Below are 15653 nucleotides of genomic sequence, written 5' to 3'. Positions count from 1 at the left end.
GACATGCTTTCTGTCATGTACACGGTACGTACACAAATACTGCAAATCTGACACATTCAGCTCATCTGGACTGATGTGTTTTCAATAATTCAATGATTCCATTAGGGGTTTTATGATTTACAGACAGCTAGGTTATTCGGGACTGAAGGTCTCCGCGCTCAGTTTCGGTGCGGGCACTTTTGGCGGCGGCAATGAGTTTTTTAAAGCCTGGGGGGAGACAGGAGTGGAAGAGGCTAAACACCTCGTTGGTCTCTGCCTTGATGCGGGCGTAAACCTCTTCGACGTAGCGAACGTCTATTCAACCGGTCTTGCCGAGGAAATCCTGGGCAAAGCCGTCGCGGGCAAGCGCGACAAGCTGCTCATCTCTACCAAAGCGACATTTGCTATGGGCGACGGCCCTAACGATGTGGGATCGTCGCGCTACCACCTGATCCAGCAGTGCGACGCGAGCCTCAAGCGCCTGGGCACGGATTACATCGACATCTACCACATGCATGGCTTCGACGCGATTACGCCGGTCGAGGAAGTCATCGACACTCTGAATACGCTGGTCCACCAGGGCAAAGTCCGCTACATCGCCTGCTCGAATTTCTCCGGCTGGCACCTGATGAAGTCCCTCGCTGTCTCCGAACGCTATGGATGGTCACGCTACGTGGCGCACCAGGTTTACTATTCGCTGGTCGGGCGCGATTACGAGTGGGAGCTGATGCCGCTTGGTCTCGACCAGAAAGTGGGCGCCCTGGTCTGGAGCCCGCTGGGATGGGGACGCCTTACGGGCAAAATTCGCCGCGGCCATCCGCTGCCGGAAACCAGCCGCCTGCACCAGACTTCCGAACAGGGCCCTCCGGTTCCCGATGAATACCTCTACAACGTAGTCGATGCGCTGGATGCTGTAGCCAAGGAAACCGGCAAGACGATCCCGCAGGTTGCGCTGAACTGGCTGTTGCAGCGGCCCACGGTGACCAGCGTCATTGTCGGCGCGCGCAACGAAGAGCAGCTGAAGCAGAACCTCGATTCCGCTGGCTGGAACCTGACCCCCGAACAGGTGGTCAAACTGGATGCCGCGAGCGACGTCACTTCGATCTATCCCTACTGGCACCAGACCCAGTTCAAGAGCAGGAATCCTCTGGCTGTTCCACGCAAGAGGTAAACTTCCTTCCCCCTTAGCTCCCACGTCATAATTTTGAGGCGTGGGGGCTGGCCCCTCGACGAATTCCACAAATCAGCGTCAAAATAGATAGCACCACAATCCGGGCCACCTTAGCGAGGTGTTCTTATGGTTCGCAGACCCTTCCTGTCCTCATGCATGATGGTTGCGGCCCTCGCCGCAACTGTGGCAGCTTACGCGGTCCGCGTAGGCGAAGCAGCTCCAGACTTCACCGGCACTGATTCCAACGGAAAGACCCACAAACTCTCCGAATACCACGGCAAGTATGTCGTCCTCGAATGGACGAACAACGGCTGCCCCTTTACCCAGAAGCATTATGAGAGCGGCAATATGCAGTCGCTTCAGAAAGAGTGGACGGCGAAGGGCGTAGTGTGGCTCACGGTGCTTTCCTCCGCGCCCGGCGCGCAGGGATATATGACGGCCGCTGAGGAAAACGCCTACATGACGAAGGAGAAGGCCGTGCCTACCGCAGCGCTGCTCGACCCGACCGGAGTGATCGGCCACAAATATAAGGCCAGAACAACGCCGCACATGTTTGTGATTGATCCGTCGGGGAAGTTGATCTATGCGGGTGCGATCGATGACCACCCGACGACCGATCCAAGCGACATCAAGTCGTCAAAGAACTATGTCTCCGATGCACTGACCGAAGCCATGGCCGGCAAGCAGGTGGCTGTGTCCTTCTCGCGGCCTTATGGATGTTCGGTGAAATACGCGGGCGGGGAGTAAAACAAGAACCAGGGTGGCCCCATTCTTTTGTGCTCATGACGAAAGAATGGGGCCACGGTCATCGTCATGATTTCTTCGCATCTCTGATCCGGCGAATTTCTTCCATCCGCTGCGCCAGCAGTTTCTCGCGCCCTTCATTCGTGGGATGGTAATATGTGCGCCCGCGCAGGCTTTCCGGAAGGCACTCCATATCAGCAACACGGTCCGCCTCATCATGCGCGTATTTGTAACCCTTGCTGTAACCCATTGCCTTCATCAGTCCCGTAGGAGCATTGCGCAGGTGCAGGGGGACGGGCTCGGCGCGGGTGCTCTCAATATCGGAAAGAACCTCGCCATACGCCGTATAAAGCGCATTCGACTTTGGCGCCAGCGCAAGATAAGCCACCGCCTGGGCCAGCGCCAGCTCGCCCTCCGGAGAGCCGAGAAAATCCATCGCATCGCGCGCCGACAGGCAGAGGTTCAGCGCCTCCGGAGCAGCGAGGCCAATGTCTTCGACCGCCATGCGGACGACGCGCCGCGCCACGTACATTGGGTCTTCGCCTGACTGAAGCATCCGTCCCAGCCAGTAAAGCGCGGCATCGGCGTCGCTATTGCGCACCGACTTGTGCAGCGCGGAGATAAGGTTGTAATGCTCCTCGCCCTGCTTGTCGTAAAGCAACACGCGCTGCTGAATCGCTTCCGTCGCTATCTCTGTGGTGATGCGATGATCGGAAGCTGTAGCGAGTTCCGCAGCCACTTCAAGCCCGTTGAGAGCGCGTCGCGCATCGCCGTTGGCGTAGTTGGCGAGAAGCTCGAGAGCTTCGTGATCAGCAGTAACGCCGAGGTTCCCGAGACCGCGCTCCTTGTTGGAGAGCGCCCGTTCAATGAGCGCAAGAATCTGCTCGTCAGCAAGAGCGCGCAGCGTATAGACGCGGCAGCGCGAGAGCAGCGCCGAGATAATCTCAAAAGACGGATTCTCCGTCGTCGCGCCTATGAGACGAATGGAACCGCGCTCCACGTAGGGAAGAAAAGCATCCTGCTGCGCCTTGTTGAAGCGGTGAATTTCATCGACAAAGAGAATGGTGCGCGTGCCATAGGTCGCGGCCTTCTCGGCATCTGCCATCACCTGCTTGATTTCCTTGATGCCCGAGAGCACCGCAGAATACTCAATGAAGGTGGCGCGCGTGGTCTCGGCAATGATCTTGGCCAGTGTCGTCTTGCCTACTCCGGGAGGCCCCCAGAAGATCATTGACGAAGCATCATCACGCTCAATCTGCACGCGCAGTGGCTTGCCCGGCCCGAGCAGATGCTCCTGCCCGACGTATTCATCCAGCGTGCGCGGACGCATCCGCTCCGCCAGCGGCGCAGTCGCAGGCGTTGTGCGCAGATCAGGCGTGCTGCCAAAAAGGCTCATGTTGCTTCTATTTCAATGATGACAGATTAGACTGGCCCCCTCCGACTTCGCTCAGGGCAGGCTAGGCCTACGCGCTTCGCGCCATTCTATTTGTCTCTTTGGCGCGCTGTCTCATACAGCAGAATACTCCCTGCAATCGCGGCATTCAGCGACTCCACCGGCCCAGGATAGGGAATCGTCACGCGATCATCGCACTGACGAACGATCTCCTCAGGCAGGCCGCTGCCCTCATTCCCGATAAAAAGAGCAACAGGCCGCGTCAGATCGAGCTTCCGCGCTGGCGTGCCGCCCTCGACCGTAGTAGCGACCGTGCGGATTCCGCGAGCGCGCAGCGAAGCAAACAGCGTTGCAGTATCTGCTGTCACCACCGGCAGGCGAAAGGCCGATCCAGCCGACGCGCGCAACGCTTTCGAGTTCCAGAGGCTCACCGTTCCCGGAAGAGCAATGACGCCGGCAACTCCAAAAGCTTCAGCCGAGCGAACGATCGTTCCCAGATTGCCTGGATCCTGCAGCCCTGCGGAAACCAGAAGCAGGGGATTCGATGCTGCAAGAACATTTTCGAAAGTAAACGAAGGAGCTTCAGCCAGAGCAGCCACCGGTTGCGGCGACTCCGTGCTTACCGCGCTCACAAAAATATCAGCAGGCAACTCAAGAATTTCTGTCTCCGAACCAACTACGATACCGTCGAGAAGATTCAGGCTGCCGCTGCGAATAAAGACCGTCGGAACGCACAGGCCGCTGCGCAGGGCTTCTTCAACAAGGTGCAGGCCTTCGATAGCAATCAGGCCCGACGCGGTCTTTTCGCCTTTTCGGAGCGCGGCGCGTAATTCTTTTACGCGGGCATTCTGCCGGCTTTGTACAATGCGAACATGCGCGTGATTCAGGGCCCTCTGCATGGGTGCGATTCTATCCTGTCCGCGCCTGCGTTTTGAGTTCTTCAGATTGGAGTCGCCTTGTCCGCGGAAATTTTGCGTATCCATCCGGACGAACCGGAAGCGGAGCGCGTTGAGTACGTCGTTTCTTGTTTGAAAAGCGGCAAAGTTGTCGGGCTCCCCACCGACACGTTTTACGGCCTTGCGGTCGACCCCGTGAACCTGCGCGCGGTCGAGCGCATTTACGAGATCAAAAAGCGTCTGAAACACAAGCCGCTCTCGCTGCTCATCTGCAGCCTCCAGCAGGCATATGAACTCGTGCGTGATGCGGACGCAAACTTCGACCGTCTCGCCGAACGCTTCTGGCCCGGCCCGCTGACGCTGATCGTCAAGGCGAGCTCACGGCTGCCCCTGCGCGTTACCGCCAACACCGGCAACGTGGCCCTGCGCATCCCCGATGCAACCATCCCGCGCGCCATTGCTGAAAAATTTGGGCTGCCCATCACGGCTACGTCTGCGAATCTGCAGGGCGCACCTGAGTGCACCTACGCCGCCTGCGTACGCGACCAGATCGGTGACCGCATTCCGCTGATCGTTGACGGCGGCCCCACCGGGCGCAGCCTTCCAACGACGATTGTCGACCTCTCCGGAGGCAAAGGACGTTGGCAGATTCTGCGTGAAGGCGCGATCCCCACCCACGAAGTCGCCCTCGCCTTGCATCGATAGCCGCCATGATCGTTCCGGATACAAATCTGAGGCGCATGGGCGCTGGCCGGCGGCTGGCGATCAACACCATTGTGTTTCTGGTGGCCGCCGCCATTGCCTGGACGGGCTGGGTCTACGGCCAGATTCGCTATTACGCCGAACGCGATGAGGCGCAGAAGTCCGACGCGATCGCGGTCTTCGGCGCAGCCGAGTACGACGGCAGGCCGTCGCCCGTGCTTCGCGCGCGTCTTGACCATGCGCTCGATCTCTACCAGAAGGGAATTGCGCCTCTCGTCATCACTCTCGGCGGAGCCGATGAGGGTGACCGACTCTCCGAAGGTGCCGTCGGCCACGACTATCTCCTCGCCCACGGCGTTCCGGAAACAGCGATCATTGCCGAGACGCTGAGCGATAACACGACCGAATCCGCCGCGCGCCTGGCAGGCATCGCGCGCACGAATCATCTGAACCGGGTCACAGTCGTCAGCGATGGAACGCATCTGTTCCGCATCCACGCCATCTGCGAAAAGAACGGGCTGACTGTCTACACTTCGCCCCGGCCGGCGGGCAAACCCATCAGCGGCGAAGAGACCTTCTCGCGTATCGTCCACGAAATTCTCAGCTACACAGCCTGGAAGTTGCGGCTGCATTAGAGCCAGAGAAGTAGGAAATAGAGATTAGGGAAATAGGTAGGTGTGGTCTTTAGCCCTCGAAAATAAATTCGGAGAAGAACCGGGCTTCAGTCCCGAGGTCAAACGCCGAAAACTACCGTCCCGCAATCCACTCCGCGCAAATTGCTGCCAGGACCGTCGAAAGAAAATTCACCGCATCGTTATTCAGCACGCCGCGCCGCTCAAAGACCGCTCCCAGCACGCTGTCTGCAAAGAATCCCAGAACACCGCTGACAAAGATCACCGCCGCTGGCCGCCAGCCGAGAGCAAACGTGCCTGCAGCCACAGCGCTAATCGCCGCCGCACCCAGGCAGCCCGCAGCCGTGCCGGTGAAGGTAATCCCTCCGTCCGTCCCCGGAGGAACAGGCTTGAAGTTCGTCAGCAGAAGTGGCTGTCCTCCAAAGGCCTGCCCCAGTTCTGACGACAGAGTGTCGGCCGTAGCCTCGGCTAACGCCGCCGAGACGCCGGCCAGCATCACCTCCGAACCATGCGCCGTAGGGGTAAAGATTTGTGCTGCCGACAATGGCAGGCTGGCCAGCGCGGCCATTCCGAGGTTCGCGGCCACCTGTGAGGCTCGCCGCCCGCTGCGTTTTTCGGCTACTCCGAGCGCTTCTTTGCGCCTGCGTCCGACGCGCGTCGCGCCCAGCGTGAGAATCAACATGGTTACCAGTGACCACAGGGCGGTCCGCCATCCGGGAGTGCGCAGATACAAACACGCTGTCACCACAGTCCCGGTAAGCACGGCAGGAATGGTTCCCGCCCTGGCCATCCACACAATAAAGGCAAATACGGCGCAGATCAGACCTGTCTGCAGAAGAACCGGATCACGACGTTCCCAGGCGTCAACCGTCTGAAAGAATATCCAGATGCACGAAACGGGCAATACAATCAGGAGCAGCAGCTGCGATTGCCAGTACAGCGGTGGACGGCGTGGGGTTTCATGGTTCATCGGATTCCTGATAGCCTGACAAGTTGAAGTGCTTGAGTGAATTACAATCTAATTCTTAGCAGGATTTGTAGTTTTTCTTAAGCAGGATTTGTTGCTGAGTGAGGTATCAACGAGTGCGAAGTGTATGGTTTGCCGCCGGAGCTGTGGTGGCTATGGCGGCTGCGGCTGGTTGCGGTAACCAGTATCGTCCAGTCGTAACCCCGGTTACCCCCTCAGGCCCCGCGCCGGAGCCTGGTGGTTATGTAGTCGCGTTTTCCCAGCCGAATTTTCAGGCGTATACCCTGAACTCAACCTCTCCCTGCCCGGGTCCGAATTCGTATCAAAATCCGGGAGTGGTGACCCTGATCGACTTTTCCGGCGACAGCGTCATGGCCCAGGCCACTGTCGGCACAGGGCCGCTGACCTTTGCCCTCGATCCTTCGGGCTCGACTGCCTACAGCGTCAACTTGAACCTGGGTAGCAACGGTAACTGCACCAGCACGCTGAGCACTGTGCCTTTGAGCAATACCCTCCAGTCCAATAAAGTGCAGAACACGACGTTGCCTGCAAGCAGCGGCGTCTCCACGCAGCCTTCAAACATTCTCGTGGCCAGTGCGGGCGAATATGTGGTCGAGCCGTTTACCGCGGACCTGAACGGCCAACCAGCCATCGGCGTGCTGACCGGCAGCCCGCCGTCGCTGAAGCTCGAGGTTCCGGTAGCGACCGGCCTGGTGAACGCTGTCGGTGTTGGCTCAACAGCCGCACAGCGCCTCTACGCTATCAGCCAGGGAGTGCAGTGGGGAAATTGCGACAACACCTCGTCTGTGAGCACGAATGGTGAAGCGGACGGCATCGATTACGCCACCAACACCGTGACCAGCCAGCTTGCTCTCGGCCATTGCCCTGTATACGGGCTCATGACCCCTGATGGACGACGTGCTTTTGTCATGAATCGTGGCAGCGGTACCGTCACCGTCATTGACAGCGCAAAAAATCTGCTGGATACGACCGCGACAAACTACAAGACCAATGAGACGATCACTGTAGGCGCAGGCCCGGTCCATGCTGACCTTTACGCTGCTGGCGCGCTGTTGGTGACGGCAAACTATGATGACGATTCCGTCAGCATCATCGACGTAAGCATCAACGGAGCGGTGCAGGGCTTTACCGATACGGCGAACTTTGGCCACGTGCTCGCAACCGTGAAGCTGCCTGCCGGAAGCCATCCCGCTGCGGTCTCTGTTCTGCAGGATGGCAGCAGGATCTACACCGCAAACGAAGGAACAGGCACGGTCAGCGTCATCAATCTTTCGAGCTTCACCGTTGAAAAGACCATCCCGGTGCAAGGTCACCCGCGCTCGATCGTCTCGACCTTCAACTATCCCAACGGCAAGGTCTACACCATTTCGCAGGATAGCCCGTACCTCACAGTCATCCGCACCGACACTGACATTGTCTCGTCGTCGATCCTGCTGCAGGGCAACGGCGTGGACGTGCATACGACCGTGCAATACGCCGGCACCTCCGGCACAGGGGCAAACAGCGTCACACAAAGCCGCTCTGTCGGTTCAGGCGCTCCGTAATTGCAGAACCTGCATCTCTGCCCCGAAGGCGCTCCCATCCTGGAGCGCCTTTGCTTTGGATGAAACGAATGCAGAGACCTGCTAAAAAGGGTAGAAGCACCAGATGGTAAGCGAGGGCTTCAGCCCTCGCGATGTGAACAGTGAAATCAGAGGGGGCTTCAGCGCCTGAGGTACTCTGTGGCATCGAGGAAAATACTTGACACTGCAAGGTGAAACGACCGTGGATAAAGCTGACGTGCCGGCAGACCTGCAGCCGGTGCGCAAAACAAAGCTCGCCTTCTTCGTCAGCCACCCCATCCAATATCAGGCGCCACTTTTGCGCCGCCTGCAGCAGGAGAGCAATCTCGACTTAGCCGTTTTTTTCTTCAGCGACCGTTCTGTGCGCGGCTACTGGGACCAAGGCTTCAACAAGATGGTCGAGTGGGACGTGCCGCTGCTGGATGGCTACAGATATGAATTTCTTCCTCAGCTGCTGAAGGAACGCGCGACTACAGGAAAATTCTTCCATCCTCTGAATCAAGGAATCATTCAGGCATTAAGAAAGAACCGGTTTGATATTGTCTGGACGCACGGCTATTTCACATTAAATTCCTTGATCGTGATGGCTGCAGCAAAGGCTTTCGGCTCCAAGGTCGCGCTTACTTCTGATTCAAGCTCGCTGGTGAACACTAATAGCTTCCTGAAGGAAGCGGTGAAACGGACCTACATGAGCATTGTGCACGCCCTCGTGGACTGCACGCTCGTTGTGGGGAAGACAAACCACGCGTATTGGCGCCGCTATTTCGGCGACCGGATGGCCTACTATTCCTTCCCCTACAGCGTTGACAACCAGTATTTCCGTCAGCGCGTCCAGGGAGCGGATGTTCCTGAAATCAGAAAGAAACTGGGCCTTGAAAGTGGACGGCCCGTCATTTTGTATGCGTCAAAGTTACAGAAACGCAAACGCTGCACCGATCTCATTCTCGCTTATCAGCAGGTAATCAAGAAGACAGAGAGCACCAATGCACCGTATCTGTTAATCGCCGGCGACGGAGAAGAGCGTCAGGCACTCGAACAGGCCGTAGCCGCAGCAAATCTGACACAAGTCCGCTTTCTTGGCTTCCAGAACCAGAGCGAACTGCCCGCCCTGTTTGCTCTCTGCGATGTCTTCGTGCTGCCCAGTGCCAACGAGCCATGGGGGCTCATCGTCAACGAAGTGATGAACGCCGGCCGCCCTGTAGTCGTCACCGACCAGGTAGGGTGCCAGCAGGATCTTGTCGAAAACGGCGTCAACGGATATGTCTATTCCGTCGGCGATGTGCCCGCACTCAGCGGCATTCTCGAAAAACTCATCGCCGACCCCGAACTACGCAAACGCATGGGCGAGGAGAGCCTGCGCATCATCGACAATCACAGCTATGAGCAGTGCGTTGAAGGGCTGCAGGCATTCATCAAAACGATGCATCCCGCATAAAGCATCTTTATCGGTGGCATATCCTCATTGACTTCGCCTGCCTCGCAAAGTATAGTCATCTATCCAAGCAGACAAGCCGATAAAATCAACCTTGGTAATAATGTTTACCTTCTAGCTCAATCCATAGCCAGCAGGGCCTCTTATCCGGAAGAGAGTCCAGAGGAATTCGTGTGAGAAGACAAACCGCTGCTCTTGTTGTGATTTGTTTTGCCCAGTGCCTTTCCAGCCTCGCTCAATCCAGCCGCCCTCATCTCATTCCTCAGCCGCGCGAATTCCAGAGCAGGGAAGACATTCCCCTCGCGCATGGCGTGGTGGTCTCTGCCCCCGGCGGCGATAAAGATGATGTCTTTGCCGCACGCGATCTCACCGACACCTTGAAAGAGCGCGGCATCACGCGCACGACTGCTGCTTCCGCCGCGCACATCTATCTCGTCCGCGATACTTCCGCAGCAGGCAAACGAGCCCTCCTGCAGGCAAAGCTTTCTCTGGATACGCCCACTCTCGACGAAGGCTATGCGCTCTTTACTGAAAAAAACAGCGTCTATGTCGTCGGCCACACAGCAACCGGAGTTTTCTACGGAGCGCAAACAGCAAAGCAGCTTGTCTCCGGCTCCGGCGCAGACGCGGTCTTCCATGGATGCACGATCCGGGACTGGCCGGCAATGAAATACCGTGGCGTGCATGACGACCTTTCGCGCGGACCAGTGCCGACACTCGAATTCCAGAAGAAGCAGATTCGCACCTTCGCCGCCTACAAGATGAACGTGTACTCGCCCTACTTCGAGAACACGATTCAATACGCATCGAATCCGTTGCCCGGGCTACCCGGCGGCTCCATGTCGCAAGCTGATGCGAAAGCGCTCGTCGAGTACGCAAAGCCGTATCACGTCACCATCGTTCCTGAGCAGGAAGCCTTTGGACACCTGCATCACGTCCTCACCTGGCAGCAATATTCGCAGCTGGCTGAGGTGCCGAATGGTTCCGTGCTCGCACCAGGAGAGCCTGGCTCACTGCAGATCATCAAGCAGTGGTTCACCGAGCTTGCCGCAATCTTCCCCGGCCCCTTCCTGCATATCGGCGCCGACGAGACCTTCGAGCTGGGACAAGGTAAGACTTCGAGCGAAGTCAAGCAGCGCGGCCTCGGAGCAGTTTACGTCGACTTTCTCAAGCAGATTCACACTGAGCTCTCGCCGCTCAACAAGAGACTTCTGTTCTGGGGCGATGTAGCGATGAACGATCCCGCGCGTGCCGCCGAACTGCCGAAGGACATGATCGCCGTCGCCTGGCACTATCAGCCGGAACCAAACGGCTTCAGCAAATGGCTCGATCCCTATACAAAGGCCGGAATGGAGACCTGGGTCGCACCCGGAGTCAATAACTGGAGCCGCGTCTATCCCAACAATGAAACAGCCCTCGGCAACATTCAGGGCTTCGTAGCCGACGGCCAGAAAGCCGGCAGCACCGGCGTGCTGAACACCATCTGGAACGACGACGGCGAAGGACTGTTTGCGGAAGACTGGTACGGAATCCTCTTCGGCGCAGCAGCTTCATGGCAGCAGGGCACGAGCGATATCGCGCAATTTCAGAAGGACTACGCCGCAGTCTTTCACAACGATACAACCGGCGCGCTCGACCAGGCGCAGATCGCGCTCATCGCTGCGCACAAGGCGATCGAGCAAACCGGCGTCGGCGATCTGAAAGACCAGTTCTTCTGGCTTGACCCATGGACCGTCGAAGGGCAGGAAACGATGAAGAAGATCCAGCCGGCACTCATCGAAATCCGCACCGAGGCCGAGCGTGCGCTTACATTGATTGCGCAGGCGCGCCGCGAAGGCAATCTGCGCGAGCCCGAAGCTATCGACGCTATAGAACTCGGCGCGCGCCGTATTGATTTCATCGCCTTCAAGTTCCAGACCGCGAGCGACATTGCCGAAGGCTACCGCCGCATCTACGAAAGCCAGAATGACCCCGAAGCCCGCAAGCACGTCAATCGCGACCTGCTGAGCTTCTCAAGCGCCAACGGACGCTGCCAAGACCTCCGCGACGGCTACGGCTACATCCGCGATCTGTTCCGTGACGTGTGGCTCAAGGAAAACCGTTCCTACTGGCTCAACAACGTGACCGCCGAATACGACATCGCGCAGCAGTTGTGGATCACGCGCGCAGAAAAACTTCGCGCGGCTCGCGCGCAGTGGACTGCAACCCATACCTTGCCATCGCCGGAATCGATCGGGATTGCGAAAGTAAACTGAGGACTGATGCACATACCTCTGCGTACCGTCGATCTCATCATTGTTGTTCTTTACCTCATCGGAATCACATGGTTCGGCCTGCGCTTCCGCAAGAGCGGCGAACGCTCCATCAAGACTTACTTCCTCGCTGACCGCAACATTCCCTGGTGGGCCATCGCGCTCTCCATTGTTGCCGCAGAGACAAGCACACTCACTATCATCAGCGTGCCCGGCATCGCGTTCACCGGCGACTTCGGCTTCCTTCAACTGGTGATAGGCTACCTGCTTGGGCGCATTGTGATCTGCATTCTCTTTTTGCCGCGCTACTTTCGCGGAGAGCTGCTCACTGCCTATCAGGTCATCGGCGAACGCTTCGGCCGCAAGTTACACCAGCTCACAGCAGCACTCTTTCTCGTGATGCGCGCTGCCGCTGAAGGCGTGCGCGTCTTCGCGGTGGCGATCGTCGTCGGTGTCGCACTAGGCACAGGCGACATCGCATCGATCGTGATCCTGTCGCTGCTCACGTTGCTCTATACCTTTGAAGGCGGCATGAAGGCCGTCATCTGGACGGACGTCCTGCAGATGTTCCTCTATGTGATCGGCACGCTCGCTAGTCTCTGGACCATCTGCGGCCACATCCCCGGAGGAGCGCACGTGCTTTTTTCCGTCGCCTCCGCTGCGAATAAGCTGACCGTCTTCCACTTCGCGCTCAACGTTTCGCAGACCTACACCTTCTGGGCCGGCGTCATCGGCGGCTGTTTCCTCACGATGGCAAGCCACGGCACCGATCAATTAATGGTGCAGCGCCTGCTCGCGGCGAAAAATCTGCGCGAATCGCGTATGGCTCTCCTCGGAAGCGGCGTGGTCATCTTCATTCAATTCACTTTGTTTCTTCTAATCGGCGCGGGATTGTTCGTGTATTACAAACTCTCCGGGCAGACTCCGCAGGCTTCAGGCGCCGACCGCATCTTCCCATTGTTCATCGTTCACCAGATGCCCGCAGGCATTTCTGGTCTGATGATCGCGGCGATTCTCGCCGCCGCCATGTCGAACTTGAGCGCCGCGCTCAATTCACTCGCATCCACTTCGATGGTCGATTTCTATATGCCGAGGTGTCCGGACTTAAGTGAAGCGCAGAAGACGAAGCTTTCGCGATGGATGACACTTGGTTGGGCCGCAGTCCTGCTTGTGCTCGCCATCCTCTCGCGCAGCGGAGGACACGTGCTCGAGATCGGCCTCTCCATCGCGTCAGTGCTCTATGGCGGAATGCTCGGCGTCTTCCTGCTGGGAACACTGACCAAGCGCGCCACAGAAAGCGGCGCTATGGCGGGGCTCATCGCCGGATGCGTGCTCAATGTTCTTCTGTGGCAGCAGGCGCACTGGCTACCGAAGATCGCATGGACCTGGTACGTCTTCGTCGGCTCCACCGTGACTTTCGCCGTCGGATACATCCTGAGTCTTCCCGCAAAGAACAATCGTCTGAGAGATCAATCCTAAAGATGAGCGTTATAACCAAATATCTGTCTCTGCTTCTTGTCCTCGCTCCTCTTGCTGCCTCAGCCCAGCAGGCGAAATTCTCCGCGATCGATCATCTCGTTGCTGACAATATAGCTGAGCATCGCACACCCGGAGCCGTCGTCCTTATCGGGCATAACGGACGTGTGGTCTTCCGCAAGGCCTACGGCGAGCGCTCGCTTGAGCCGACGCACGAGCCCATGACCGCGGACACGATCTTCGACATGGCCTCGCTCACTAAGTCGCTGATGACGGCCACATCGATCATGCAGCTGGCAGAGCAGGGCAAACTCAGCTTCAACGATCCGGTCTCGAAGTATCTGCCCGAGTTTGCCGCCAATGGCAAAGAAGGCATCACCATCCGCCAGCTGCTGACGCACTATTCCGGACTGCCTCCTGACCTGACACTAATCGAGCCATGGGAAGGGAAGGCCGAAGCATTCAAACGCGCCTTTGCCTCCAGGCCCGAACTGCCGCCGGGCGTGCGCTTCGTCTACAGCGACATCAACTTCATCGTGCTAGGCGCGCTAATCGAAAAACTCTCCGGCATGTCCGAGGACGAGTACACCCTCAAGAACGTCATCCAGCCGCTGGGCCTTAAGCACACACGTTACCTGCCTCCGATCGAGTGGCGCGCGCGTATCGCACCCACACAGTACGAATACGGCGTCATGCTGCGCGGCGTCGTGCATGATCCCACCGCACGGCGCATGGGCGGTGTCGCCGGCCACGCCGGCCTCTTCAGCTGCGCGGATGACGTTGCTGTCTTCGCACAGAATCTTCTCAACCGCCTTGCAGGTAAACCGAGCCGTTTTCCGCTCTCGCGCGCAATGGCGCTTAAGATGATTTCACCCGAACAGCCAGCGACCGCAACAGCTCTGCGCAGCTTTGGGTGGGACGTCGAATCGCCCTACTCGAGCAATCGCGGCAGCATCTTTCCCGTCGGCTCGTTTGGACACACAGGATTCACCGGCACATCACTCTGGATTGATCCCGTCTCGAACAGTTATGTCGTCGTGCTAGCCAACGCCGTGCATCCCAACGGCCCCAAGGGCATTACCGCCATGCGTGGCAAGATTGCGGATGCCGCCGCCGCGGGCCTAAACATCGTTCCCGACAACGGAAACCTTTCCTCGAAGCTGACTGGCTATAACGAATCCATCAGCGGCCTGCGCCGCTGGATCGCCCGCAACGGCGACGTCAAGACCGGCATCGATGTGCTTGAAGCTGACAACTTCGCCGATCTGCATGCCCTGGCAGAAAAACACGGAGGCCATCTGCGCATCGGACTGCTCACCAACCAGACCGGCCTCGATGCTTCAGGCCATCGCACCATCGATGTGCTGGCGCACGCGCCGGACATCGAGCTCAAGACACTCTTCAGTCCCGAGCACGGAATCCAGGGCGCGCAGGACACGACCAATATCAGCAACGCGACCGATTCCGCGACTGGCCTTCCCGTCGTCAGCCTCTACGGCGCAACCGATGCGCAACGCCGACCATCTCCCGATACACTGCGCTCGCTCGATGCGGTTGTGATCGACCTGCAGGACGCGGGCGTCCGCTACTACACCTACGAAACCGTGATGGCATACTTCATCGAAGCCGCCGCTCAGACCGGAACCGATATCGTTGTCCTCGACCGCCCCAATCCCATCAACGGCTCCTTCGTGCAGGGACCAATGTCGGACGAAGCCCTGAAGAGCTACGTCCATTACATGCCGTTGCCCGTGCGCCATGGAATGACCATGGGAGAGCTCGCACAATACTTCAACATATTTCGCCAGCTGCACGCCCCCTTGACAGTTATAAAAATGCAGGGATGGCAGCGCGGTGACTGGTACGATTCCACGGGATTAACGTGGGTCAATCCATCCCCCAATCTGCGCGACGTAGAGGAAGCAGCGCTCTATCCCGCGCTCGGCCTGATTGAGTCCACAAATATCTCGGTTGGCCGGGGAACGGACACGCCTTTTGAGATCCTCGGCGCTCCCTGGATCGACGCGCGCGCCTTCGCGCATGCCATGAACGCGCGTTTTCTCCCCGGCGTGCGTTTCGTCCCTGTCGATTTCACGCCGCAGAAGCCTTACCCATACGGAGGCGAGCTCTGCCACGGAGTGCGCGTGCTCCTGATCGATCGCAACGTGCTCGATTCGCCCGAACTCGGAATCGAGATCGCCGCAGCACTGCACAGGTTGTATTCGCAGCAGTACAAGCTCGACCGCATTCAGTTGCTGCTGGCGAATCAGCACACGCTCGAACTGTTGGAGAGTGGCGCCGACGCACAGCACATCGCGGAGGAATGGCTGGAGCCGCTCGCGCAGTTCGAAGTAAAGCGAAAACAGGCTCTACTTTATTAGAGGTCAGGGCTACTCTTTTGTTTGTCATCCTGAGCGGAGTGCGAA

12 protein-coding genes are annotated in these 15653 nt (G+C 58.3%); 9 read left to right on the top strand and 3 right to left on the bottom strand.

What is annotated here, in order from left to right:
- The first annotated feature begins 112 nt into the window (after positions 1 to 112).
- Both AC5S16_RS01745 and AC5S16_RS01740 read left to right on the top strand, forming a co-directional pair.
- Positions 113 to 1150 carry an aldo/keto reductase gene (locus AC5S16_RS01745; protein WP_493928278.1) on the top strand — a complete coding sequence of 346 codons (1038 nt, stop codon included), beginning with the start codon at positions 113 to 115 and terminating at the stop codon, positions 1148 to 1150.
- Positions 1151 to 1276: 126 nt separating this feature from the next.
- On the top strand, positions 1277 to 1897 hold the full coding sequence (locus AC5S16_RS01740) for a thioredoxin family protein (RefSeq protein ID WP_493928277.1): 621 nt from the start codon (positions 1277 to 1279) through the stop codon (positions 1895 to 1897).
- A 64-nt stretch (positions 1898 to 1961) separates the two neighbouring features.
- Here the strand turns inward: AC5S16_RS01740 and AC5S16_RS01735 are convergent, their stop codons facing one another.
- On the bottom strand, positions 1962 to 3290 hold the full coding sequence (locus AC5S16_RS01735; RefSeq protein ID WP_493928276.1) for a replication-associated recombination protein A: 1329 nt from the start codon (positions 3288 to 3290) through the stop codon (positions 1962 to 1964).
- Positions 3291 to 3376: 86 nt separating this feature from the next.
- The gene (locus AC5S16_RS01730) at positions 3377 to 4186 is read right to left on the bottom strand and encodes a TrmH family RNA methyltransferase (RefSeq protein WP_493928275.1); all 810 of its coding nucleotides are present in this window, start codon (positions 4184 to 4186) and stop codon (positions 3377 to 3379) included.
- A 57-nt stretch (positions 4187 to 4243) separates the two neighbouring features.
- On the opposite strand from AC5S16_RS01730, the gene AC5S16_RS01725 reads away from it, so the two are divergent.
- Entirely contained in the window at positions 4244 to 4888 is a 645-nt protein-coding gene (locus AC5S16_RS01725) for an L-threonylcarbamoyladenylate synthase (protein WP_493928274.1), read from the top strand.
- Between the two features lie 35 nt (positions 4889 to 4923).
- Positions 4924 to 5520, top strand: a complete 597-nt coding sequence (locus AC5S16_RS01720; RefSeq protein ID WP_493928273.1) for a YdcF family protein — start codon at positions 4924 to 4926, stop codon at positions 5518 to 5520.
- A gap of 112 nt (positions 5521 to 5632) precedes the next feature.
- Here AC5S16_RS01720 and AC5S16_RS01715 read toward each other — a convergent pair whose 3' ends face one another.
- Positions 5633 to 6487 carry a DUF92 domain-containing protein gene (locus AC5S16_RS01715; RefSeq protein WP_493928272.1) on the bottom strand — a complete coding sequence of 285 codons (855 nt, stop codon included), beginning with the start codon at positions 6485 to 6487 and terminating at the stop codon, positions 5633 to 5635.
- Positions 6488 to 6600: 113 nt separating this feature from the next.
- Here AC5S16_RS01715 and AC5S16_RS01710 point away from each other — a divergent pair, with 113 nt between their 5' ends.
- The 5 genes from AC5S16_RS01710 to AC5S16_RS01690 all read left to right on the top strand — a co-directional run bounded on the left by AC5S16_RS01710 (position 6601) and on the right by AC5S16_RS01690 (position 15608).
- Positions 6601 to 8049 carry a YncE family protein gene (locus tag AC5S16_RS01710; RefSeq protein WP_493928271.1) on the top strand — a complete coding sequence of 483 codons (1449 nt, stop codon included), beginning with the start codon at positions 6601 to 6603 and terminating at the stop codon, positions 8047 to 8049.
- A 196-nt stretch (positions 8050 to 8245) separates the two neighbouring features.
- Entirely contained in the window at positions 8246 to 9502 is a 1257-nt protein-coding gene (locus tag AC5S16_RS01705) for a glycosyltransferase family 4 protein (protein WP_493928270.1), read from the top strand.
- A gap of 170 nt (positions 9503 to 9672) precedes the next feature.
- Positions 9673 to 11754: a glycoside hydrolase family 20 zincin-like fold domain-containing protein gene (locus AC5S16_RS01700; RefSeq protein ID WP_493928269.1), complete on the top strand. Its 2082-nt coding sequence runs from the start codon at positions 9673 to 9675 to the stop codon at positions 11752 to 11754.
- 6 nt (positions 11755 to 11760) lie between these two features.
- Positions 11761 to 13230: a sodium:solute symporter gene (locus AC5S16_RS01695; protein WP_493928268.1), complete on the top strand. Its 1470-nt coding sequence runs from the start codon at positions 11761 to 11763 to the stop codon at positions 13228 to 13230.
- 2 nt (positions 13231 to 13232) lie between these two features.
- Complete coding sequence (locus tag AC5S16_RS01690; RefSeq protein WP_493928267.1) at positions 13233 to 15608, top strand: exo-beta-N-acetylmuramidase NamZ domain-containing protein; 2376 nt, start codon at positions 13233 to 13235, stop codon at positions 15606 to 15608.
- Positions 15609 to 15653 lie beyond the last annotated feature (45 nt).

This window comes from Acidobacterium sp. FHG110202_01 (assembly GCF_059115305.1).
This window is presented reverse-complemented; position numbering and strand designations above follow the sequence as displayed.